This window comes from Microbacterium sp. NPDC058062 (assembly GCF_042885375.1).
Classification (GTDB): Bacteria; Actinomycetota; Actinomycetes; order Actinomycetales; family Microbacteriaceae; genus Microbacterium; species Microbacterium trichothecenolyticum_C.
In genome coordinates, this window is record NZ_JBHVSC010000003.1 from 549,843 (window position 1) to 570,826 (window position 20,984).

Consider the following 20,984-nt stretch of genomic DNA (forward strand, 5'->3'; position numbering starts at 1 on the left):
CGGGTACGCGGCGGCCGGCTCGGAGATCAGCCGAGCAGCGCACCTAGCCTGTCGAAGAGACCCAGCTCGGTGGCGGCTCCTCGAGCCACCAGGAACCCGACGATGCCGATGATCCACGCGGTGTTCTCGCGGCCCGTGCGCTCCATCCACGCCGCGAGGCGTCCGAGCGGCCGCTCGACGGCCGGCGCCGCCACGATGCGCAGCACCAGCAGCACGACGGCGGGGAGGATCATGACGGCGCAGTACCCCGCCAGCGCGGCGATCCGCACGGGCATCCCGAGTGGCGCCTCGGCGAGCATGCCCATCGCCACGAGGTAGGGCAGCATCGTGGCCACCTCGACCACTCCCGCACCGACCGCGACGGCCATCACCGCACCGCCGGAGGCCTCGGGCGCGAGGAGGCGATCGCGCCACCGCACCAGACGCGCCGACGGCTCCGACCGAGCGGTCTCCGCCGCTGCGGCCACAGGGGCGGGGACCGCCCCGGCGACGGGCATGCCGGTGATCGGTGAGACCCGCACGTGTTCGCCCGTCGCCCGGGACCCGGACGCAGGTGTGGAGCCTCTCCCGATGAGGAAGGCGACGAGCAACAGGGCCGCACCGGCCATCAGGCGGACGACCTGACCCGCCGGCGACGACAGGAAGCCCTGCGCAACGTCGACCAGATTCACCAGACCGAGCATGAAGAGGATGCCGACGGCGAGGTAGAAGGTCGCGATGGTGCCGAGATAGAGCAGCACACGTCCGACCGGGGTCCGTCCGGGGGCGAGCAGCAGGAAGATCGGCACGAGCAGTGTTCCGACGCTCAGTCCGTCCAGGAGGGCGAGGACGCCGAGCGTGAGGGCGAGCGGGGCGTCGGCGAGCAGTTCCATGACGCCAGCCTCGCGCCGTGCGGGCGTGCGCGGATCGGGCGGAGGGACGAGTCGTTCTGCGGTGGCCTCCTCCTTTGGACGGATGCCTCGCCCCGGCGCCCGTGATTGCATGAAGGCGTGAACGGATCGGAGCGGCGCGTCGCAGCATCCGTCGTCGAATGGGTGCGCGAGCATCGATCGATCGCCGACGCGGCCGGGATGGCCGTTCTCGCGATCGTGCTGGCGGCGCTCGGGATCGTCGGGCTGTGGACCGTCTTCTCGGTGCTCCCCGCCGAGGTGTCGCCGTGGTGGTCGCTGGCCACCGCGTTGCCCGCGTGCGCCCTGGTGCCGTTCCGTGCGCGCGCTCCGCTGGCCCTGCTCGGCGTCGCCCTGGTGCTGTTCGCGATCGATCTGATGACCGTCGGCGGCGTGGTCACGCTCGTCGTGGTGCTCGACCTGCTGTACGCCGCGACGCGCGCCGCCTCGGCCTCAGGCCGGCGCCGCATCCTCCTCGGCATCGTGATCGCCGTCGCCGGGATCGGCGTCGTCGCCCTCGCCGCCGCCGACGACGTGCGCGTCGCGGTCGTCGTCGCCCTGCAGTTGGGCGCTCTCGCGGGCATGGACTACTGGTACGCGACATCGGTGGCACAGGCGCACGAGCTGGTGGCGCTGCATCAAGGGCGAGCCGAGGATGCCGAACGACTGGCGGCACGGGATCGCGACGCGGCGATGCGCCGCGAGCGGGAGCAGATGGCGCGCGAGCTGCACGACCTCGTGGCAGGCCATGTCGCGGCGATCGCGATCCGGGCCGAGGCCGCGCTGTCGACGGATCCCGGAGCCGGCGCCGACCGCGCGGCGCTCGTCGCGGTGCGCGATTCCAGCCTCGAAGCCCACCAGGCGCTGCGCTCCATGATCGCGGTGCTGCGTACCGGCGACGCGCCGGTGGTGTCGCCGCACCGCGGCGCCATCCCGGAGCTCGTGGACGACGCCCGTCGGCAGGGACTGACGGTGACGCTGGACGACACGCTTCCCGGCGACATCCCCTCGTCCGTCGAGCTGGCGGTCGCGCGGATCGTGCAGGAGTCCCTCGCCAACTGCGTGCGCCACGCCGCGGGGGCGGCGGTCGACGTGGTGCTGGAATCGCATCACGGTGAGGTGCGCGTGCGCGTCGAATCGCGCGGCGGACGCCCCGCGACCGGCGTGCCGATGCCGGGCACCGGCTGGGGGCTCGAGCTGCTGCAGGAGCGTGCGCGGGCGCTCGGCGGCGCGTTGGAGGCCGGTCCGTCGGATGCCGGGTGGTCGGTGCGAGCCACGATCCCGGCGGGAGTTCACGCGTGAGCGTGGCCGCACCGCGGGTGCTGCTCGCCGACGACCACGGCGCGATCCGGGAGGCGCTGCGGCTGATGCTGGAGAGCCACGGGCTCGAGGTGATCGGCGAGGCCGCCGACGGCGCGGTCGCCGTGCGCAACGCCGCCGCGCTTCGCCCCGACGTCGTCCTCATGGACCTCCGGATGCCGGGCACCGACGGGGTGACCGCGACGCGCGAGATCGTCGCGGCGGGCTCGGCTCAGGTCCTCGTGCTGACCAGCTTCGATGAGGACGAGCTCGTCGAGGGCGCCCTGCGCGCCGGGGCGGCCGGCTTCCTTCTGAAGACGACGGATGCCGCGACCCTCGTCGAAGCCGTCCGTCGGGTGGCGGCCGGGGAGGGGATGCTCGATCCTCGCGTCACGCGCCGGGCCCTGGCGCTGATCCCGCGCTCGCCGCTGGCGACGCGGGAGACCGGCGAGCTCGACCTGCTCACGGAGCGCGAGCGCGAGGTGCTCGAGGGGATGCGCACCGGCCGGTCCAACCGGCAGATCTCCGACGAGCTCGGGATCTCGCTGGCGACGGTCAAGACCCACGTCTCCAGCGTGCTGGCCAAGCTCGGAGCCCGCAGCCGATCGCACGCGGTCGCGATCGCCGCCGGCGAGGCGTGAGCCCCGACTTCAGAGCGTCAGTGGTGGGCGTGGCCCGCGCCGACCTTCGAGCCGGCGATCGGCTTCGCGGCGCCGGAGGCGAGCCCCGACATCGCGATGAGGGCGACGATGATCCACAGGGTCGGCAGGATGCCGATCTCGTGGCTGATCCAGCCGAGGATCGGCGGGCCGCACAGGAACGCCAGGTAGCCGATGGTCGCAGCGGCCGAGACGGACGCGGCAGCCTTCTTCGGGTCGTCCGCCGCCGCGGACATGCCGAGCGGGAAGCCGAGCGATGCGCCCGCACCCCACAGCGCGATGCCGATGAAGGCGATCGGCAGGTTCGGCGCGAGGATGAACATGACCAGGCCCACGCCCGCCGCGATCGACAGGATGCGCAGCGACCAGACGCGGCCGATCCGGTCGACGAGCGGGCCGCCGAGGATGCGGAACGTCGTCATCGCGACCGAGAACACCGTCAGTGCGATGGCACCGACCGCCTCGGTCTGGTCGTGGCCGTCGACCATCGCGATCGAGAGCCAGTCGTTGGCGCTGCCCTCGGCGAACGCCATGCCGAGCATGATCGCGCCGATCGCGTAGGTGCGCGGGTCGCGCCAGACCGCCGCGATCTCGGCGAAGCGCTCGCGGCGAGTGACGCTCGTCGCGGGATCGTCGTGCACGCTCTCGCGCACGGGCACGGCGCGCAGCGACAGCAGTCCCGCGACGGCGACGAGGAGTCCGGCGGCGCCGAGGTGCCAGCCGACGCCGATCCCCAGGGCGGCCATCGCCACGCCCAGTCCGGCGCCCGCGACGGTGCCGAGGCTGAAGAAGGCGTGGAACAGCGGCATGAGCGTGCGTTCGAAAGCCTGCTCCACCGCAGCCGCCTCGACGTTCATCATGACGTCGGTGGCACTCATCCCGAGGCCCATGAGCCCGAGACCGATGGCGGCGACGACGTACGACTGTACGAACTCCACGCCCACGCCCGCCACCACGACGCCGAGCGCGAAGGTGATGATGGTCGCGAACATTCCGCGGCGCGCCCCCCACCGTGCCACGATCACGTTGGCCAGGGAGAGGCCCAAGATCGACGTGACACCCGAGACGAACAGCAGGACGCCCACCTGGAGGTCGTTGATGCCCAGGTCGTTCTTGACCGCCGGCAGCCGCGACGCCCACGACGCGAAGCCGACTCCCATGATGAGGAAGATCGTGAAGATCGCGGTGCGCCAGGCGACCAGCTGCCGACGGGTGAGCGCGGTGTCCATCCGCACATGCTACCGAATCGATTCGAGACGGCCGAATCGATTCGACATCACGGGTCCGCGACGGGCTACGATCGTGACAGCATGAGCCGTCAGGACACCGGCATCCGCCGCGCCACGATCTCGGACGTCGCCCGCGAGGCAGGCGTCTCGCCGTCGACCGCCTCGGTGGTGTTCAGCGGCAAGACCCCGGTGTCGGATGCGACCCGCCGCCGGGTGCTCGACGCGGCCTCCGCCCTCGGCTACACCGGCCCCGACCCGCGCGCCGCCTCGCTGCGCCGCGGGCGCTCGGGGATCGTCGGCGTGGTGTTCGAGGAGCACCTGGGCACCGCGTTCCTCGACCCCGTGAAGACGCTCATGATGGACGGCCTCGCCGACGCCGTCACCCCGCTCGGCGCGGGACTGCTGCTCCTGCGCGACCACGAGCCCACCGGGAGCGGCCCGTCGCTCACGACCGCCCCGCTCGACGCCGCCGTGCTCATCGGCTGCAGCGGCCTGCTGCGCGAGTCGCTCGAGACCGTCAAGGCACGCGGCATCCCGGTCGTCGTCATCGAGGGGGATGCCGGCGACGACGTGCCGCGCATCGGTCTCGACAATCGTGAGGCCCAGCGCCAGGCCGCGAGCCACCTGCGCGCGCTCGGTCACCGCGAGATCGCCATCGTTACCCTGCCGGCCCGCGTGGACTGGCAGCGCGGCTGGCTGCACGACGACACCGCGGTGACCGTGGACGTCACCCGCGAGCGGCTCGCCGGCGCCCTCGACGTGTTCCCCGACGCGACCGCCTACGCGGCCGCGGGCAGCTTCATCGACGAGGGGTTCGCGGCCGGCCGCGAGATCTTCGCCGACCCCGACCGGCGGCCCACCGCCGTCATCGCGCAGAGCGACCTGCTCGCCGCCGGAGTGATCCGTGCGGCGGAGGAGGCCGGGCTGCGCGTGCCGGAGGACGTGAGCGTCACCGGCTTCGACGGCATCGTCGTCGACGGCCTCGCTCCGTACGAGCTGACCACCCTCGTGCAGCCCGCCACCGACAAGGGCCGCGCCGCGGGTGCTGCCGTCGCCGCGATGCTGGAGGGCATCCCCGCGGCGTCGATCCGGTTCACGTGCACCTTCCGCGAGGGCAACACCACGGGACCCGCACCCGCGCTCGCCTGAGACCGGCGGAAACGCCCTCGAACGAGGGGCGATGTATGCCGTCCGGGCGATCGGGTGCGATGCGCCGGTTAGGATGGTTCCTGACACCCCGATCGCCTGGGCTTTGCGCCGTCCTCCTCTGACTTGCGCCTGCCGACGACCCCGAGGAGGCCCGAATGCTCCTCGTTCTCGGCGCGTTCGCGGTCGTCCCGATCCTCCTCCCGTGGCTCGTGGCGCGCATCGGCGCCCGCGCGTTCTACGTCGCGGCGATCCTCCCCATCGCGGGCTTCGTCTACGCGGCCGTGCTCACCCCTCAGGTGCTCGCCGGGGACATTCCGTTCGAGACATACGCCTGGATCCCTCCGCTCGGGATCGACCTCTCGATGCGGATGGATACGCTGTCGTGGCTCATGACGCTGGTCGTCACCGGCGTCGGGGCGCTCGTGATGATCTACTGCCGCTGGTATTTCCGCGGCAAGAAGGAGAACCTCGGGCAGTTCGCGGCGGTGCTGCTCGCGTTCGCCGGGGCGATGTACGGACTCGTCCTCACCGACGACCTCGTCGTCCTCGTGATGTTCTGGGAAGTCACGAGCGTCCTGTCGTACCTCCTCATCGGGTACTACAACAAGCGCGCGGCGAGCCGTCGTGCCGCGCTCCAGGCGCTTCTCGTGACGACGCTCGGCGGACTCGTCATGCTGATCGGCGTCGTGCTGCTCGTGGTCGATGCCGGGACGTCGAGCATCTCGACGATCCTCGCGGAAGCACCCTCGGGCCCGATCGTCGACGCCGCGCTCGTGATGATCCTCGTCGGCGCGCTCAGCAAGTCGGCGATCTTCCCGTTCCACTTCTGGCTCCCCGGCGCCATGGCCGCGCCGACCCCGGTGAGCGCCTACCTGCACGCGGCGGCCATGGTGAAGGCGGGCATCTACCTCATCGCCCGCTTCGCGCCCGTCTTCGCGATCGCCCCGCCGTGGCGGCCGATCGTGATCGCCCTGGGCGTCTTCACGATGCTGCTCGGCGGCTTCCAGGCGCTGCGCGAGACCGACCTCAAGCGCGTGCTCGCCTTCGGCACCGTGAGCCAGCTGGGCCTTCTGACCGTCGTGCTCGGGTACGGGACTCGGGATGCTGCGCTGGCAGGTCTCGCGCTGCTGCTGAGCCACGCCCTGTTCAAGTCGGCGCTGTTCCTCGTCGTCGGCGTCATCGACCGCCAGCTGTCCACCCGTGACCTGACGGAGCTCTCGGGCGTCGGCCGGCAGGCGCCGGTCATGGCGACGTTCTCGATCATCGCCGTCGCGTCGATGATCGGCATCATCCCCACCATCGGCTTCGTCGCCAAGGAGGGCGCCCTCGCCGCGCTGCTGCATGAGGCCCTCGGCGGCGCGGTGTGGGGGATGGTGGCGCTGGTCGGAATCGCCCTCGGCTCGGTGCTGACCGCGGGATACGGCATCCGTTTCCTCTGGGGTGCGTTCTCGACGAAGCGCGCGGCGAACGGCGACCGCATGCCCGACACGGAATGGCCCGACCCGCCGATCGGATTCCTCGTGGCGCCGATCGTGCTCTCGGGGCTCACCGTCATCGCGGGGGTCGCCGCGCCCTGGCTCGACAAGGCGTTCGCGCCGTACGCCGACCAGGCGCCGGTCTCGACGCCCGGCGTCCCCGCGCCCGAGCATCCCGCGCATCTCGCCCTCTGGCACGGCCTCGAGCCGGCGCTGTGGATCTCGCTCGCGACGATCGCGATCGGCGTCGTGGTGTTCTGGGCGACGCGGGGCTGGCGTCCCGCGAAGCGCCTGCTCCCGTTCACCGCGGCCGAGGTCTACAACGGTGCGCTGCGCGTCATCGCGCGCCTGTCGGTCGTCACGACGAGCCTCACGCAGCGTGGTTCGCTGCCCGTCTACGTCGGCACGATCTTCGTCGTGTTCGTGGCGGCCGAGGCGACCGCGCTGCTCGCGAGCGAGGACTGGCAGGCGAAGCTGGACGCCTACCAGACGCCCACGCAGCTGCTCGTGGCGCCCGCCATGATCGCGGCCGGACTCATCGCGATCCGCGCACGCAAGCGGTACACGGGAGTCGTGCTGGTGTCGGTGACCGGCCTCGGCATGGTGCTGCTCTTCGCGACGAGCGGCGCTCCCGACCTCGCGCTCACCCAGATCCTCGTCGAGACGGTGACGCTCGTGGCGTTCGCACTCGTGCTGCGCCGGATCCCGTCGCGCCTGGGCGAGCACAACGCCTCGGTCTGGCCGGTCGCGCGCGCGGTGCTGGGCGCGGCCGTCGGCATCACGATGGCGCTCGTCGCGATCGTGGCCACCAGCGCCCGCGTCGAGAAGCCGATCTCGGACGCCTTCCCCGACCTCGCATACAAGCTGGGCCACGGCAAGAACGTGGTGAACGTCGCCCTCGTCGACCTGCGCGGCTGGGACACCATGGGCGAGCTGTCCGTGCTGATCCTCGCGGCGACGGGTGTGGCGTCCCTCGTCTTCGTCACCCACCGCGCCGACACGCTGTCGCGCGCGATCTCGTCGCTGCCCACCGGGGCGACCCGCACGCGGCGTCCGCTGGTCGAGACCGCCGAGGGCGTCCAGCCGCGCGGCGCCGGCGGCGGCCGCATGGCGTGGCTCGTCGGCGGCCAGCGCGTACGGCCCGAGAACCGCTCGATCATGCTGGAGGTGATCGTGCGGATCCTCTTCCACACGATCATCATCGTGTCGCTGTACCTGCTCTTCGCGGGTCACAACCTGCCCGGCGGCGGCTTCGCCGGCGGCCTCGTCGCGGGCATGGCGCTCGTCATGCGCTACATCGCGGGCGGCCGCTACGAGCTCGGCGCCGCCGCACCGACCGACGCCGGACGCCTGCTGGGCACGGGCATGACGATCGCCGTCGCCTGTGCGATCGTGCCGGTGTTCTTCGGCGACCAGCCGCTCACGAGCTACTTCTGGGAGTGGAACGTGCCGCTGCTCGGTCACGTGGAATTCGTCACCTCGACGCTGTTCGACATCGGCGTCTACCTCGTGGTCATCGGGCTCGTGCTCGACGTGCTGCGCAGCCTCGGCGCCGAGGTCGACCGCCAGGCGCAGGAAGCGCGCGAGCAGGAGGGGGTGACGGTGCCGTGAACGTCTCCCTCGTCCTCATCGTCGTGATGGCGGTGCTGTTCGCGTGCGGCGTCTACGCCATGCTCGAGCGCAGCCTCACACGCGTGCTCATCGGATTCCTGCTGCTCGGCAACGCGACCAACCTGCTGCTGCTCATCGTGATGGGCCGCCCGGGGGTCGCTCCGTTCTTCGGCTCGGCATCCGTCGACGACATGTCGGACCCGCTCCCGCAGGCCCTCACGCTCACCGCGATCGTCATCACCTTCGCCGTCTCGGCGTTCCTCCTCGCCCTGATCTACCGGTCGTGGCAGCTCGGCCAGGCCGACACCGTGGCGGACGACGAGGCCGACCTCGAGGTGCGCGAGCGCGCCGCCGAGGTCGAGGAGACGATGGACGAGGAGACCGAGATCGAGGACGCCGACGACGACGCGACCACCGACTTCGTCGGTACCGACACCGCGCCGATCACGATCCTCGGCGCGCGCGACTTCGCGGGCCTCCGCGATGACGCCCCGGTGGACCGTCCCTCCCCGGAGTCGCGGGATCGGGGTGACGACGCATGACCCAGATCGCGCCCGCCCTCGTCCCGCTGCTCGTCACGCTGCCCCTGCTGGGTGCCGCCATCGCGCTCATCGCGGGCCGGCACCGCAGGACCCAGGTCGTCGTGTCGGTCGTCACGCTGAGCGCCGTGACCATCATCGCCGCGATCCTGCTGTACGTCGTCGACGCCGGCGACCAGCCGATCGCCGTCTCGGTCGGCGGCTGGCCGATCCCGTTCGGCATCGTGCTGTACGTCGACCGGCTCGCGGCCCTCCTCGTGGTGGTGTCGAGCATCGTCCTGCTCGCGGTCCTCCTGTTCTCGGTCGGTCAGGGTGCTGCCGACGGCGACGACGACACGCCGGTCTCGATCTTCCATCCCTCGTACCTGATCCTGGGCGCGGGCATCTTCAACGCGTTCATCGCGGGCGACCTCTTCAACCTCTACGTCGGCTTCGAGATCCTGCTGGTCGCGTCCTACGTCCTCATCACGCTCGGCTCGACCGAGTCGCGCATCCGCACCGGCGTCGTCTACATCGTCGTGTCGCTGGTGTCGTCGATCCTCTTCCTCGCCGCGATCGCCATGATCTACGGCGCCCTGGGCACCGTGAACATGGTGCAGATCTCCGAGCGCATGGGCGAGCTGCCGCAGGAGACGCAGCTGATCCTCCACCTGATGCTGCTGCTCGCGTTCAGCATCAAGGCGGCCGTCTTCCCCCTGTCGTTCTGGCTGCCCGACTCGTACCCGACGGCGCCCGCTCCGGTCACCGCGGTGTTCGCGGGCCTCCTGACCAAGGTCGGCGTCTACGCGATCATCCGCACCGAGACCGAGCTGTTCCTCGACAACGACGTGAACCAGCTGCTGATGTGGGTGGCGCTGGCGACGATGATCGTGGGTGTGCTCGGCGCGGTCGCGCAGGCGGAGCTGAAACGAATCCTGTCGTTCACGCTCGTGAGTCACATCGGCTACATGATCTTCGGGCTCGCGATCGCGACGCCCGCCGCGATCGGCGCGACGATCTACTACATGGTCCACCACATCGTGGTGCAGACGACGCTGTTCCTCGCCGTCGGCCTCGTCGAGCGCCGCGCGGGCTCGACGTCGATCCTCCGGGTCAAGGGCCTCATGAAGGCGGCCCCCGTGATCGCGGTGCTGTACTTCATCCCCGCGATCAACCTGGGCGGGCTTCCCCCGTTCTCCGGCTTCATCGGCAAGTTCGCGCTCTTCGACGCCGCCGCGCAGGTGGGCACGCCGATCATGATGGTGCTGATGGTGGGCGGCATCCTCACCAGTCTCCTCACCCTCTACGCGCTCATGCGCGCGTGGAACCTCTCGTTCTGGCGCGAGGACGAGGACTCGGCCGAGACCGAGGCGCGCATCTCGTACCTGGGCTCGGCGCCCGCGGCCGGCATCGAGACCGAGCGTCGCGTCATCCCGAAGATCATGACCGCCGCGACCACCGGCATGGTGGCCATCACGGTCGCGCTCACGATCTTCGCCGGTCCGCTGTACGACGTCTGCACGCGCATCGGCGAGGCGCTGCTGCAGCCGGTCTCGCTGACCCAGCTCGAAGACGACGCCGCGGGAACGGAGAAGGCGCCGTGAGCCCCGACCTGCCCCAGAGCCGGCTCCGTCGCGCCTTCACGACGGCGTGGCGGCAGCTGCCGTTCTTCGTGTGGCTCATCGCCCTGTGGATGCTGCTGTGGGGCCAGTTCACCTGGCTCGCGTTCCTCACGGGCCTCGTCGCCGCCCTCGTCGTGACACGGATCTTCCGCCTGCCGCCCGTCGAGCTGTCCGGCCGCGTCAACCTCTGGTGGGGCCTGGTGTTCGTCGTGGAGTTCCTGGTGGCGGTCGTGCTCGGCTCGCTCACGGTCGCCTGGCAGGTGCTCGACTTCCGCCGGCAGCCGGGGACCGCGATCATCGCCGCGCAGCTCGTCACCGACGACGACCTCATCATGACCCACGTCGGCGTGACATGCTCGCTCATCCCCGGCTCTCTCATCGTCGACACCGACCGCGATCGCCGCATCCTCTACCTCCACGTCATCGGGGTGCGCGGCGACGCCGACGTCGCGAAGCAGCGCGCCAGCGTGCACCACTGGGAGGAGCGCATCGTGCGGGCGGTCGGCTCGCACGCGCAGCTCCAGGCGATGCGGGATGCCGCTCCGCATGGCACCGTGGCCCGAGGGGGTTCCCGATGAACGTGCTGCTGCTCGCGATCTACGTGATCTTCGCGGTCGCGGCGCTGCTCACGCTGTGGCGCATCGTCATCGGCCCGTCGATCCTCGACCGGGCCGTGGCATCCGATGTGCTCCTCACCCTGGTGATGTGCGTGCTCGGCGCCGAGATGGCGATCAACCACCACACGCGCACGCTTCCGGTGCTGCTCATCATCGCCGCCGTGGGCGTGTTCGGATCGATCTCGATCGCCCGGTTCGTCGCGAGAAGGGATCAGGACCGCTGATGGACGCCATGCTGGACCTCGCCGCCGTGATCCTGATCCTCATCGGCGCGCTGCTGTGCCTGACCGCCGCGATCGGCGTGCTGCGGTTCCGCGACGTGCCGACCCGCCTGCACGCCGCCACCAAGCCGCAGGTGCTCGGGCTCATCCTCATCTGCCTCGCGATCGCGCTGTCGCTGCGGTCATGGCCGGTCGTGGCGTTCCTCGTGCCCGTCGTGCTGATCCAGCTCGCCACCGCCCCGCTCTCGGCGCACATGGTGGGGCGTCAGGCCTACCGCAACGGCACCATCGACGAGACCGGCCTGTACGTGGACGAGCTCGCCGAATCCAAGCGCACCCCGCCCGCCTCGGGCGGCTGACGCGTCAGGCCGAGCCGGCCTTCTGCCGCTCGCGATAGGCCTTGGCCTTCATCCGGCTGCCGCACGTCGCCATCGAGCACCACTCGCGGCGATGACCCCGCGAGTGGTCGAGGTACACCTGCGTGCATTCCGGTCGCGCGCACTCGCGCAGCAGCGCGGCCTGTTCGCCGCCGATGATCTCGACGGCCTCGCGGGCGATGTGCGACAGCGCCTGGCGCGGTGTGCCCGAGCGCAGCCATCCCTCCGGGGTGAGCGCAGCGGTGAGCGGCGGGGTCGCGGCGGCGGTGTTCAGCCTCTCGACGGCCTCGGCCGGGAGGGGCTCGTCGTGCAGGCGCGACCACACCAGCGCGTAGATCGCCTCGCGCACCTCGATCGCTTCCCCCAGGTCTTCGGGGACGGATGCCTCGGCCCGGGGCACGAGGCCGGACTCGACGAACCACGCATCGAGGTCGGACGGGTCGGCGAGCTTCTCGGTGGGGTCGTCGTTGCGGCGCGCGCGCAGCGTGCCGACGAAGTCGAGGCTGAGCGTGCCGCAGGGGAAGGCGTGGATCACATCACCATTTTGACAGGTAACGGGAATGTCTGGCACCGTTGTCACCGTTCTAACCGGTAACGCACCGATCGAAGGAGAATCCCATGGACCTGAAGCTCGAAGTCGTCGTCATCCCCGTCGCGGATGTCGACCGTTCGAAGGCCTTCTACGAGGGCCTCGGCTTCCGTCTGGACGCCGACTTCCGCACGGAGCGCGGGCTCCGCGTGGTGCAGGTGACCCCTCCGGGTTCGGCGGCGTCGATCATCTTCGGCGACAAGCTCACGACGGCCGAGCCGGGCTCGACCCAGGGGCTGCACCTCATCACCGCCGACATCGCCGCGGCGCGGGCCGAGCTCGTCGAGCGGGGCGCGGAGGTCAGCGACCTCTGGCACGACGCCGACGGCGTGTTCCACTGGGCCGGCACCGACAACCGCGTCGCCGGCCCGCACCCGTCCGCCGACAGCTACGGCACGTTCGCCTCGTTCGCGGACCCCGACGGCAACGGATGGGTGATCCAGCAGATCGTCACGCGCGCCCCCGGGCGCTGAGCAGGAGAGGACGCCGAAGATGACACGGATGCCGCTCCCCGACGCCGAAGCGCTGCTCAGGGACCTCCTCACCCGCACGGCCGCGGCACACGGCCGCTTCGAGAGCGAAGAGCTCGGCGGGGTCTACGACGAGGCGTGGCCGCAGTGGTACGCCGCCTTCATGGCGCAGGCGCTCGCCGACGGCGGATACGTGATCGAGCGGGAGGCCTGACCCTCAGGGCTTCAGCACGAGGGTGTCGGTCGTGGTCGCCTCGACCGCCTCGGGCGTGAACGCCCAGGGCGTCAGTTCCGCCTTCTGCCACGACTCCACTTGGTCGATGTAGTTCGTGTGGAAGGCGTGACCGCTCTCGCCGGTGAGCTGGTTCCAGCGCGAGGCGTCGAAGTCCGACAGGTCGACGATCATGCGCATGGACGGCACGGTGACGGTCGAGAAGCTCTGGGTCAGGTCCCACCCCGTCGCGTTCACGACGGACGAGCCGCCGCCGACCGGGAACGGCCCGCGGTTGAAGAGCCACTCGATCGCCGCGATGCCGGACTTGCCGAAGCTGCCGTTCTCGAGCGGAAGGGCGTGGAGGCTCCCCCAGTTCCACCGCGAGGGGTTGTCGCCCTGGGCGTCGACGAGTCGCTCGTACGCGTCGATCGCCGAGCGCTTCAGCATGTCGGTCATGCCGTCCACGCCGAGCTCGTCGTTGACCCACCAGGGCGACGCCTCGTCGTCGAGCAGGGCGTCCATCACGAGGAACTGACGGCCCTGTCCGGTCATCGGCGCCGCGTTCTCGCGCCCGTCGACGAACACGTTGCCGGCGAGCGTGTCCCACAGCATGTTGGCGTACGCGGCGGCCGCCGAGTCGGCGCTGTTCTGCGCGTCCCATTCCTGCAGCAGGTCGAGCGCCGCATCGGTCTCGTCATCGCCCGTGGTGATGTCGGCGTAGGCCGCCGTGAGGCGCATGCCGATGAAGGAATAGTTGTCGGCCTGGATCGCGTTGAGGTCGTCCGCCGTCACCGGTCCCTTGGCGATCGCGCGGTCGATCAGCTCGGTGATGCGAGCTGCGCGCCAGCCGTAGTCCCAGTCCCGCGTGAGCGGGTAGGTGTAGTCCTGCGTGACGATCGCGTTGTTCGCGGTGACGATGTAGCCCTCGGTGGGGTTGTACGAGACAGGAAGTGCCTCGAACGGAATATATCCCTGCCACGCGTACGCCGAATCCCACCCCGGCTGCGGCATCGAGCCGTCGCCCGCGCCGCGGATCGGGAGCTTGCCCGGGGTCTGGTAGCCGATGTTGCCGTCGACGTCGGCGTAGATGAGGTTCTGCGCCGGTACGTCGAACAGGGCAGCGGCCCCGCGGAAGTCGTCGAAGTCCTTCGCGGTGTTGAGGGCGAAGATGGCGGATGCCGTGGTCCCGGGCTGCAGCGCGGTCCAGCGCAGGCTCACCGCGTAGTCCCCCTCGGGGGCATCGGCCGGTGCCTCGGTGACGGTGCCGCCCGTCCCGGTGTACGGAGCTTCCGCGATGGAGGTGAAGTCGTCGGTGAGTCCCGAGACGATCGGCCCGTTCACCGTGGAGCGCACCTCGAGCTCGACATCCTCGGAGCCCGCGACCTTGAACGTCTCGGTGCGCGTCTCGAGCGGCACGAGGGCGCCGTCGTACCAGTACGAGTCGCCCTCGACCTTCTCGAGGTACAGATCGGTCACATCCGTTGTGAGGTTGGTGAAGCCCCACGCGATGCGCTCGTTGTGGCCGATCACGACGCCGGGAAGCCCCGAGAAGCCGAATCCGGCGACGTCGAAGGGGCACTCCTCGGTGACCGTCGAGCACTTCAGCTGGATCTGGTGCCACACGCTCGGCAGCGATGCGCCGAGGTGCGGGTCGTTGGCGAGCAGCGGCATCCCCGTGTCGGTGACGCTCCCCGACACCACCCACGAGTTCGAGCCGATGCCCTCTCCGGCGTCGCCGACGAGTTCGCCGACGGCTTCGATCACGCTGCCGACCTCGGTCCACTCGATCGACGAGGTGGAGGCGTCGGTCTCCTCGGGGAGGTCGGGAGCCGTGCCGACCGCCGGCACCGTGGAGATCTTGGGCACGATCACCGGGTTCCGGTCGAACGGGTACGCCGGGTACAGCTGGTCGATCTCGGCCTCGGTGAAGTCCGGCGCCACGACCGCGCGCTCGGTCTCGCTCTCGATGTTGCTGCGGAGGTCCCAGGCCATCGCCTTGAGCCACGCGACCGAGTCGGCCGGCGTCCAGGGTTCGATCTCGTAGTCGGAGTTCTGCAGGCCCAGCACGGCGTACTCGAACGACGCGTCGGCGCCCTGGTGATCGGCGAGGTACGCGTTCACGCCGTCGGCGTACGCGTCGTAGTACGCGCGCTGGGTGGCGTCGAGCGCGTCGACCTCCTGCTCGGCGATGTCGTGCCAGCCGAGGGTGCGCAGGAACTTGTCGGTGCCGAGCTGCGACGCGCCGAACATCTCCGAGAGGCGCCCGCTCGTGACGTGCCGGCGGAAGTCCATCTCCCAGAAGCGGTCCTGCGCGTGCACGTAGCCCTGCGCGAAGAACAGGTCGTGCGACGAGTCCGCGGTGATCGTCGGGATGCCGAGCACGTCGCGCTGCACCGTCACCTCGGCCTCCAGGCCGGGGGCCTTCACCTCGCCGCTCAGCTGCGGGAACGAGCGCTGCGCCGTGTACGTGACGAAGCCCACCGCGATGAGGGCGAGCACCACGACGGCCGCGAGGATGCTGAACAGGACGATGCCGATCGTCCTCCCCGCAGACCGGCGATGCAGGGTGTCGTCGACGGCGTACGGAGAGGGCTGGGGCTTCGTCATTGAAAGGGCTTTCCGGGCGGGGTGGGGGGATCCGCGGTGCCGGACACCGCGACATTCGGTGTCACGCGCGTTCGGGTCGCAACGGCACCATTCCGCATGCTAACCCCGAGTCGTGCCTCGCGCCGAATCGCGTCGGATTTTCACCGCGCGACCGGGCTCTTGTCGGGAGCGCTGTGCGCTGTCAGACTCTTCCCGTCAATGGCCGATCTCAACTGGGGGAGATCCACTATGCCCATGCACACGCGCGCCTCGCGCAGAGCGGCTGCCCTTGCAGCCGCCGTCTCACTCACCGCGGTCGTCGCGCTCGGGAGCGCCGCACCCGCATTCGCATCCAAGCCCGCTGACGGCACGCACAAGGTCGCGTACTGTCACGCGACGCACAGTGCGAAGAATCCGTACGTCTACATCGAGACCGACAAGCTCGCCGTCGTACGCGCCCACGAGAAGCACCAGGATGACGAGGACATCATCCCGGCCTTCTGGTACGAGCGTCACGGCGAGGTGCTGTGGTTCCCCGGCAACGGGGACGCGTCGCAGATCGGCGACGGCACCTGCGACGGCGGCGGCGTCGGCTGAGAAGCACTTCTGAGACGGATGCCGCGGGGCGCGGCATCCGTCTCCGGAGAGTGCCCGCTATCCGATGACGCTCGGCTGCAGGTCGCGCAGAGTGCGGAAGTGGGTCATGCGGGTGACGCCGATCGCGGCGATCAGCCCCGCGCCGACGAGCCAGGCGAGCAGCACGGCGAGGTCGAGCCAGACGCGGTCGGCGCTGCCGCCGTACATGACCTGGCGCATCGCGTCGACGACGTAGCCCATCGGCAGCACGTGGTGCAGCGCCGCCAGCGGCGCGGGCAGCGTCTGCCACGGGAACGTTCCGCCGGCGGTCACGAGCTGCAGCACCATGAGCACGAGGCCGAGGAACTGTCCGACCGAGCCGAGCCACACGTTGAGCGCGAGCACGATCGCGGCGTACGTCGCCGAGGCGAGCAGCAGGATGCCGAGGGTCGCGAGCGGGTGTGCGAACGAGAAGCCGAGCGCGAGCGAGAGCACGCCGAAGAGGCCGAGCATCTGCACGCCGCCCAGGAGGGCAGGAGTGGCCCACCCGGCCAGCGTGATGCGGATCGGCGAGTGCAGGGCCGTCACCGCGCGCTTCGAGACCGGCTTGACGATGAGGAACAGCGCGTAGATGCCGATCCAGCCCGCGAGGGCGGCGAAGAACGGCGCGAGGCCGGCGCCGTAGTTCTGCGCCTGCGTGAGCGACGAGCGCTCGACCTCGACGGGGGCCGCGAGGGTGTCGGCCTGCGCGTGGCGCGTGTCGGCGTCGTACGACGGCAGCTGGGCGGCGCCCGCGGAGAGCCCGTCGCGCAGCTGCGTCGCGCCGTCCTGGAGCTGGGTGAGCCCGCCGTCGAGCGTCACCGCGCCATCGCGCAGCTGTGCGGCGCCGTCGGCGGCCGTCGCGGTGCCCGAGGCGAGGGTCGACGACCCTGCCGCGACGGATGCCGCACCCGCCGAGACCTGCTGCGCGCCGGAGTTCAGCCGGTCGATCTGCGCGACGGCTCCCTGCACGCGGTCGTCGACGGCATCCAGCCGCTCTCCGACCGGGTCGAGCGTGGCGAGCACGTCGTCGATCTGGGCCTGGTCGAGGCCCGCTTCACCGAGCTTCACGGCGATGTCGTCGCGCACCTCCGGCAGCGCCGAGATCGCGGACGAGGACGCGGCGCCGATCCGGTCGGCGATGGCGTCGAGCTGTGCGGTGCCTCCGGCGACCTGGGAGGCGCCGTCCGCGACCTGCGCTGCGCCGGCGGAGAGCTGGGCCGCGCCGTCGCGGAGCTGAGCGGTGCCGTCCGCGAGCTGCCCGGCACCGGAGGAGAGCTGCGACGCGCCGTCGCCGGCCTGCGCGAGACCGTCGACCAGCTGCGAGGCGCCGGCAGCGGCATCCGTCAACTGGACACGGATGGTGTCGAGGGCGTCGAGCATCGTGAGACCCGCCTCGGCCACGACCTTCTCGGTGATCGTCGCCTGGATGCGCTCGACCGCCTGCGTGCCGATCGTCGAGGCGAGATAGTTGTTCGCGTCGCTCGTGTGCAGCACGATGTCGGCCGTCCGCGGCTCGCCCGTGGTGATCGACGCGATGGCGGCCGTGAAGTCGGCGGGCAGCTCGATCGCGAAGTCATAGCTGCCGTCGTCGAGTCCGGCGTCGGCCTCCTCGGCGGTGGCGAGCTGCCAGTCGAAGGTGCCGTCCTCGATGAGCTCCTGCGCCACCTCGTCGCCCAGGTTGCGGTCGGTGCCGTTGAGCTCGGCGCCGGTGTCGGCGACGACGAGCGCCACCGGCACCTGGTCGAGCTGGCCGTACGGGTCGCGGTTCGCCCACAGGTACAGGCCGCCGTAGAGGATCGGCACGACCATGAGGGCGATCAGCGCGATGAGCGACATGCGGGTCGACGCGAGCCGCCGGAGCTCGGCGAGGATCATCTGGGGGACCTTCATACCCGGCCCCCGTTCGTCGGCGCGGTGAGCCTGCGAACACGGGGTCGTCCGAGGGCCCGGGGCGTTTCGTCTCGCTCACCGAGCGACGATCGCGCCACTCCCTGCGAGGCCTGCCCCGCGATCACGAGCACGGCATAGCCGCGAGCGGCGAAGTCCGAAGCGATGCTCCACCACGCGGCGGGCTCTCCACCATGGCGGTCGGGGGAGACGAGCACGATCGCCTCGACGCCCTTGCGCAGCACCGCCAGCTCGCACAGCGCACGCACGCGGCCGGCGGGATCCACGTTCGAGACGGGGACGGATGCCTCGTCCCCGAGGCCGTGCTCATCGAGCCAGCGCCGTACCGCAACGGGGTCCGACCGGCGCCCGGCGAACATGAGCTCCTCGGCGGCCACGCCGGCGAGCGTGACGTTCGGCTCGGGTTCCGACACTTCGGGGGCATCCACCAGGGCGACCCGGCGACGCAGGCCCGAGGCATCCGTCTTGCCGTCCAGCGTCACCCCGCCGGTGTCGGGGCGCATGCGGCCCGACGCGATGAGTCCGAGCACCGTCGGCCGCTGCTCGGTCTCGGCGGCGACCAGTGTCGCGACGCCGCACTCGAAGACGGCCGAGGTCGCCGGCAGCGCGTGCTCGCGGCGGCCCTTGCCGACCGCGTCGAGCACGACCTTCACGCGCTCGCCGCCTTGGGAGTCGCGACGATCTCGGGGTGCTCGTGGAGCAGCGCGTCGGCCTGGCGCCACGACAGCCCGGCGATGCTCAGCACGGCGCGCACCGCGAGGTCGCGGGCTGCGGGCGACGACGCGTCGATGCGCGTGATGACGGTGCGCGCGGTCTCTTCGACGAGTCGCGCGAGCGTCGGGGCGGCGACGTCGGTGCGCAGCACGTCGGCGTCCTGCCCGTCGCGCACGATGCGCACGACAGTGCGGCGCAGTGGTGCGAGGGCCGTCGCCGTCTCTTCGAGATGGGCTTCGTCGAGGGCGATCGCCGCCAGCACCTGCACGTGCGCGGCTTCGTTCCACAGGGCGGCGGCGAGACGGGCGAGTGCGACCCGCGCGTCGGCGTCGTCGATCGCGGCGGCGACGGCGTTGAAGCGCGCGGCGCCCTGGGCGACCAGTTCGCGCACGAGGGCGTCGCGGTCGTCGAAGTGGCCGTACAGCGCCCGGCGCGAGAGGCCGGCCTGGCGGGCGATGGCGTCGACGGACGCGCGGGGGTCGTGCGCGAGGGCGACATGAGCCGCGGCGAGGATGCCCGCGCGGTTCTCGAGGGCGTCGCGCCGCGGACGGCGAGCAGCATCGATCGGGGAGGTCATGCCTCCACGTTAGATAACTTGCACAGTGGTGTGCAAGTTAATCCACGATGACTCAGTCGGTTCCCAGGTCGAACGCGGACGCCTCGTTCGCAGCATCCGTCGCCTCTGCGAGCTCTTCCTGCGCGGCGCTGTAGTTCTCGGCGCGCTCGGTGATCTCGCCGGCCTCACCCTGCGTGAGGTGACCGACGAGCTCGCCCGTCGCACCGCCGATGAGACCCTTCGAGGCGTAGTACTCGAGGCGCACGCGCGAGTCGGCGATGTCGAGGTTGCGCATGGTCAGCTGGCCGATGCGGTCGGTGGGACCGAACGCGGCGTCGCCGACGCGCTCCATCGAGAGCTTGTCGGGGTGGTACGACAGGCGCGGGGCGGTGGTGTCGAGGATCGTGTAGTCCTCGCCGCGGCGCAGGCGCAGCGTCACCGAGCCGGTGATCGTCGAACCGACCCACTTCTGGATCGACTCGCGCAGCATGAGCGACTGCGGCTCGAGCCAGCGGCCCTCGTACATGAGGCGACCGAGGCGGCGGCCCTGCTCGTGGTACGTCGCGAGCGTGTCTTCGTTCAGGATGCCGTTGACCAGGCGCTCGTACGCGGTGAACAGCAGCGCCATGCCCGGCGCCTCGTAGATGCCGCGGGACTTCGCCTCGATGATGCGGTTCTCGATCTGGTCGCTCATGCCGAGCCCGTGGCGGCCGCCGATGCGGTTCGCCTCGAAGACGAGCGCGACCGGGTCGGCGAACTCGACGCCGTTGAGGGCGACGGGGCGGCCCGCCTCGAACGTGACGGTGACGTCCTCGGTCTCGATCTCGACCGAGGGGTCCCAGAAGCGCACGCCCATGATGGGCTCGACGGTCTCGAGCGACACGTTCAGGTGCTCGAGGGTCTTCGCCTCGTGCGTCGCGCCCCAGATGTTCGCGTCGGTCGAGTACGCTTTCTCGGCGGAGTCGCGGTAGGGGAAGCCGTGCTCGACGAGCCACTCGCTCATCTCCTGGCGGCCGCCGAGCTCGGTGACGAAGTCGGCGTCGAGCCAGGGCTTGTAGATGCGCAGGGCCGGGTTCGCCAGCAGGCCGTAGCGGTAGAACCGCTCGATGTCGTTGCCCTTGTAGGTGGAGCCGTCGCCCCAGATGTCGACGCCGTCCTCCTTCATCGCCCTCACGAGGAGCGTTCCGGTGACGGCGCGGCCGATCGGCGTGGTGTTGAAGTAGGTGCGCCCACCCGAGCGGATGTGGAACGCGCCGCACGCGAGGGCGCCGAAGCCCTCCTCGACGAGCGCGGGCTTGCAGTCCACGAGGCGCGAGACCTCGGCGCCGTACTCGAGCGCACGGCTCGGGATCGCGTCGATGTCGTCCTCGTCGGGCTGACCGAGGTCGCCGGTGTAGGTGCACGGGATCGCGCCCTTGTCGCGCATCCACGCGACGGCGACGGAGGTGTCAAGTCCCCCAGAGAAGGCGATGCCGACGCGCTCGCCGACGGGCAGGGACTGGAGGACCTTCGACATGCCCTCAAGTCTAGTTAAGGGGACGGATGCCGCCCCGCGATGCGTCGGCCGTCACACCAGTAACGCCAGCAACACTGGCGGCGCGCCGACGAGCCTGGCTAGGCTGACCGCGAGGTATGAATCCGGTCGTGACTTCTGAAGTGTGACCG

The 20,984-nt window shown here is 70.7% G+C and carries 20 protein-coding genes; 12 read left to right on the forward strand and 8 right to left on the reverse strand.

The genetic code is table 11. From position 1 onward, the window contains the following. Window positions 1–26: 26 nt before the first annotated feature. Window positions 27–872, reverse strand: coding sequence for a GAP family protein (locus ACFVSU_RS11635; RefSeq protein WP_387142587.1), 846 nt, complete (start codon window positions 870–872; stop codon window positions 27–29). Between the two features lie 117 nt (window positions 873–989). Here ACFVSU_RS11635 and ACFVSU_RS11640 point away from each other — a divergent pair, with 117 nt between their 5' ends. Continuing rightward, on the forward strand, window positions 990–2,189 hold the full coding sequence (locus tag ACFVSU_RS11640; protein ID WP_387142590.1) for a sensor histidine kinase: 1,200 nt from the start codon (window positions 990–992) through the stop codon (window positions 2,187–2,189). Window positions 2,190–2,191: 2 nt separating this feature from the next. Beyond that, window positions 2,192–2,827 carry a response regulator gene (locus ACFVSU_RS11645; RefSeq protein ID WP_387143496.1) on the forward strand — a complete coding sequence of 212 codons (636 nt, stop codon included), beginning with the start codon at window positions 2,192–2,194 and terminating at the stop codon, window positions 2,825–2,827. Between the two features lie 17 nt (window positions 2,828–2,844). On the opposite strand, the gene ACFVSU_RS11650 is transcribed toward ACFVSU_RS11645, so the two are convergent. After that, window positions 2,845–4,074 (reverse strand): MFS transporter, encoded by a 1,230-nt coding sequence (locus ACFVSU_RS11650; RefSeq protein WP_375870217.1) that lies wholly within the window; start codon window positions 4,072–4,074, stop codon window positions 2,845–2,847. A gap of 81 nt (window positions 4,075–4,155) precedes the next feature. Between ACFVSU_RS11650 and ACFVSU_RS11655 the strand changes: the two genes are divergently transcribed. The 7 genes from ACFVSU_RS11655 (at window position 4,156) to mnhG (ending at window position 11,646) form a co-directional block, all read left to right on the forward strand. After that, window positions 4,156–5,223, forward strand: coding sequence for a LacI family DNA-binding transcriptional regulator (locus tag ACFVSU_RS11655; protein ID WP_310286905.1), 1,068 nt, complete (start codon window positions 4,156–4,158; stop codon window positions 5,221–5,223). A 155-nt stretch (window positions 5,224–5,378) separates the two neighbouring features. Next, entirely contained in the window at window positions 5,379–8,309 is a 2,931-nt protein-coding gene (locus ACFVSU_RS11660) for a Na+/H+ antiporter subunit A (protein WP_387142595.1), read from the forward strand. Further along, window positions 8,306–8,851, forward strand: a complete 546-nt coding sequence (locus ACFVSU_RS11665) for a Na(+)/H(+) antiporter subunit C (RefSeq protein ID WP_387142598.1) — start codon at window positions 8,306–8,308, stop codon at window positions 8,849–8,851. The genes ACFVSU_RS11660 and ACFVSU_RS11665 overlap by 4 nt, the downstream gene beginning before the upstream one ends. After that, window positions 8,848–10,431, forward strand: coding sequence for a Na+/H+ antiporter subunit D (locus ACFVSU_RS11670; RefSeq protein ID WP_387142600.1), 1,584 nt, complete (start codon window positions 8,848–8,850; stop codon window positions 10,429–10,431). The genes ACFVSU_RS11665 and ACFVSU_RS11670 overlap by 4 nt, the downstream gene beginning before the upstream one ends. Next, window positions 10,428–11,027, forward strand: a complete 600-nt coding sequence (locus tag ACFVSU_RS11675) for a Na+/H+ antiporter subunit E (protein ID WP_387142603.1) — start codon at window positions 10,428–10,430, stop codon at window positions 11,025–11,027. Before ACFVSU_RS11670 ends, ACFVSU_RS11675 begins: the two co-directional genes overlap by 4 nt. Continuing rightward, window positions 11,024–11,290: a monovalent cation/H+ antiporter complex subunit F gene (locus tag ACFVSU_RS11680; RefSeq protein WP_220288949.1), complete on the forward strand. Its 267-nt coding sequence runs from the start codon at window positions 11,024–11,026 to the stop codon at window positions 11,288–11,290. The genes ACFVSU_RS11675 and ACFVSU_RS11680 overlap by 4 nt, the downstream gene beginning before the upstream one ends. After that, a complete protein-coding gene (mnhG, locus tag ACFVSU_RS11685) occupies window positions 11,290–11,646 on the forward strand; it encodes a monovalent cation/H(+) antiporter subunit G (RefSeq protein ID WP_310286911.1) in 357 nt (118 codons plus the stop codon). The genes ACFVSU_RS11680 and mnhG overlap by 1 nt, the downstream gene beginning before the upstream one ends. A 4-nt stretch (window positions 11,647–11,650) precedes the next feature. Here the strand turns inward: mnhG and ACFVSU_RS11690 are convergent, their stop codons facing one another. Beyond that, window positions 11,651–12,199: a CGNR zinc finger domain-containing protein gene (locus tag ACFVSU_RS11690; protein ID WP_387142608.1), complete on the reverse strand. Its 549-nt coding sequence runs from the start codon at window positions 12,197–12,199 to the stop codon at window positions 11,651–11,653. A gap of 83 nt (window positions 12,200–12,282) precedes the next feature. Between ACFVSU_RS11690 and ACFVSU_RS11695 the strand changes: the two genes are divergently transcribed. Together ACFVSU_RS11695 and ACFVSU_RS11700 are read left to right on the forward strand one after the other, a co-directional pair. Beyond that, on the forward strand, window positions 12,283–12,726 hold the full coding sequence (locus tag ACFVSU_RS11695) for a VOC family protein (RefSeq protein WP_387142611.1): 444 nt from the start codon (window positions 12,283–12,285) through the stop codon (window positions 12,724–12,726). A gap of 28 nt (window positions 12,727–12,754) precedes the next feature. Beyond that, window positions 12,755–12,937 (forward strand): hypothetical protein, encoded by a 183-nt coding sequence (locus ACFVSU_RS11700; RefSeq protein WP_387142614.1) that lies wholly within the window; start codon window positions 12,755–12,757, stop codon window positions 12,935–12,937. Between the two features lie 3 nt (window positions 12,938–12,940). On the opposite strand, the gene ACFVSU_RS11705 is transcribed toward ACFVSU_RS11700, so the two are convergent. Continuing rightward, the gene (locus ACFVSU_RS11705) at window positions 12,941–15,544 is read right to left on the reverse strand and encodes a penicillin acylase family protein (protein ID WP_387142617.1); all 2,604 of its coding nucleotides are present in this window, start codon (window positions 15,542–15,544) and stop codon (window positions 12,941–12,943) included. Window positions 15,545–15,778: 234 nt separating this feature from the next. Between ACFVSU_RS11705 and ACFVSU_RS11710 the strand changes: the two genes are divergently transcribed. Then, window positions 15,779–16,120: a hypothetical protein gene (locus tag ACFVSU_RS11710; RefSeq protein ID WP_387142619.1), complete on the forward strand. Its 342-nt coding sequence runs from the start codon at window positions 15,779–15,781 to the stop codon at window positions 16,118–16,120. 57 nt (window positions 16,121–16,177) lie between these two features. On the opposite strand, the gene ACFVSU_RS11715 is transcribed toward ACFVSU_RS11710, so the two are convergent. The 4 genes from ACFVSU_RS11715 to argG are packed head-to-tail and all read right to left on the reverse strand — an operon-like array spanning window position 16,178 to window position 20,835. Further along, a complete protein-coding gene (locus ACFVSU_RS11715; protein ID WP_387142622.1) occupies window positions 16,178–18,031 on the reverse strand; it encodes a YhgE/Pip family protein in 1,854 nt (617 codons plus the stop codon). Continuing rightward, window positions 18,028–18,702: a hypothetical protein gene (locus ACFVSU_RS11720; RefSeq protein WP_387142625.1), complete on the reverse strand. Its 675-nt coding sequence runs from the start codon at window positions 18,700–18,702 to the stop codon at window positions 18,028–18,030. Before ACFVSU_RS11720 ends, ACFVSU_RS11715 begins: the two co-directional genes overlap by 4 nt. After that, window positions 18,699–19,340, reverse strand: coding sequence for a helix-turn-helix domain-containing protein (locus ACFVSU_RS11725; RefSeq protein WP_387142627.1), 642 nt, complete (start codon window positions 19,338–19,340; stop codon window positions 18,699–18,701). The genes ACFVSU_RS11720 and ACFVSU_RS11725 overlap by 4 nt, the downstream gene beginning before the upstream one ends. 52 nt (window positions 19,341–19,392) lie before the next feature. Next, window positions 19,393–20,835: an argininosuccinate synthase gene (gene argG, locus ACFVSU_RS11730; RefSeq protein WP_310286931.1), complete on the reverse strand. Its 1,443-nt coding sequence runs from the start codon at window positions 20,833–20,835 to the stop codon at window positions 19,393–19,395. Between the last annotated feature and the right edge of the window lie 149 nt (window positions 20,836–20,984).

Coding starts and splice junctions, on each gene's coding strand:
- ACFVSU_RS11670 (WP_387142600.1), top strand. CDS start 8,848: ATGACCCAGATCGCGCCCGCCCTCGTCCCGCTGCTCGTCACGCTGCCC.
- ACFVSU_RS11710 (WP_387142619.1), top strand. CDS start 15,779: ATGCACACGCGCGCCTCGCGCAGAGCGGCTGCCCTTGCAGCCGCCGTC.
- ACFVSU_RS11700 (WP_387142614.1), top strand. CDS start 12,755: ATGCCGCTCCCCGACGCCGAAGCGCTGCTCAGGGACCTCCTCACCCGC.
- ACFVSU_RS11650 (WP_375870217.1), bottom strand. CDS start 4,074: ATGGACACCGCGCTCACCCGTCGGCAGCTGGTCGCCTGGCGCACCGCG.
- ACFVSU_RS11705 (WP_387142617.1), bottom strand. CDS start 15,544: ATGACGAAGCCCCAGCCCTCTCCGTACGCCGTCGACGACACCCTGCAT.
- ACFVSU_RS11695 (WP_387142611.1), top strand. CDS start 12,283: ATGGACCTGAAGCTCGAAGTCGTCGTCATCCCCGTCGCGGATGTCGAC.
- ACFVSU_RS11680 (WP_220288949.1), top strand. CDS start 11,024: ATGAACGTGCTGCTGCTCGCGATCTACGTGATCTTCGCGGTCGCGGCG.
- ACFVSU_RS11725 (WP_387142627.1), bottom strand. CDS start 19,340: ATGACCTCCCCGATCGATGCTGCTCGCCGTCCGCGGCGCGACGCCCTC.
- argG (WP_310286931.1), bottom strand. CDS start 20,835: ATGTCGAAGGTCCTCCAGTCCCTGCCCGTCGGCGAGCGCGTCGGCATC.
- ACFVSU_RS11660 (WP_387142595.1), top strand. CDS start 5,379: ATGCTCCTCGTTCTCGGCGCGTTCGCGGTCGTCCCGATCCTCCTCCCG.
- ACFVSU_RS11635 (WP_387142587.1), bottom strand. CDS start 872: ATGGAACTGCTCGCCGACGCCCCGCTCGCCCTCACGCTCGGCGTCCTC.
- mnhG (WP_310286911.1), top strand. CDS start 11,290: ATGGACGCCATGCTGGACCTCGCCGCCGTGATCCTGATCCTCATCGGC.
- ACFVSU_RS11655 (WP_310286905.1), top strand. CDS start 4,156: ATGAGCCGTCAGGACACCGGCATCCGCCGCGCCACGATCTCGGACGTC.
- ACFVSU_RS11715 (WP_387142622.1), bottom strand. CDS start 18,031: ATGAAGGTCCCCCAGATGATCCTCGCCGAGCTCCGGCGGCTCGCGTCG.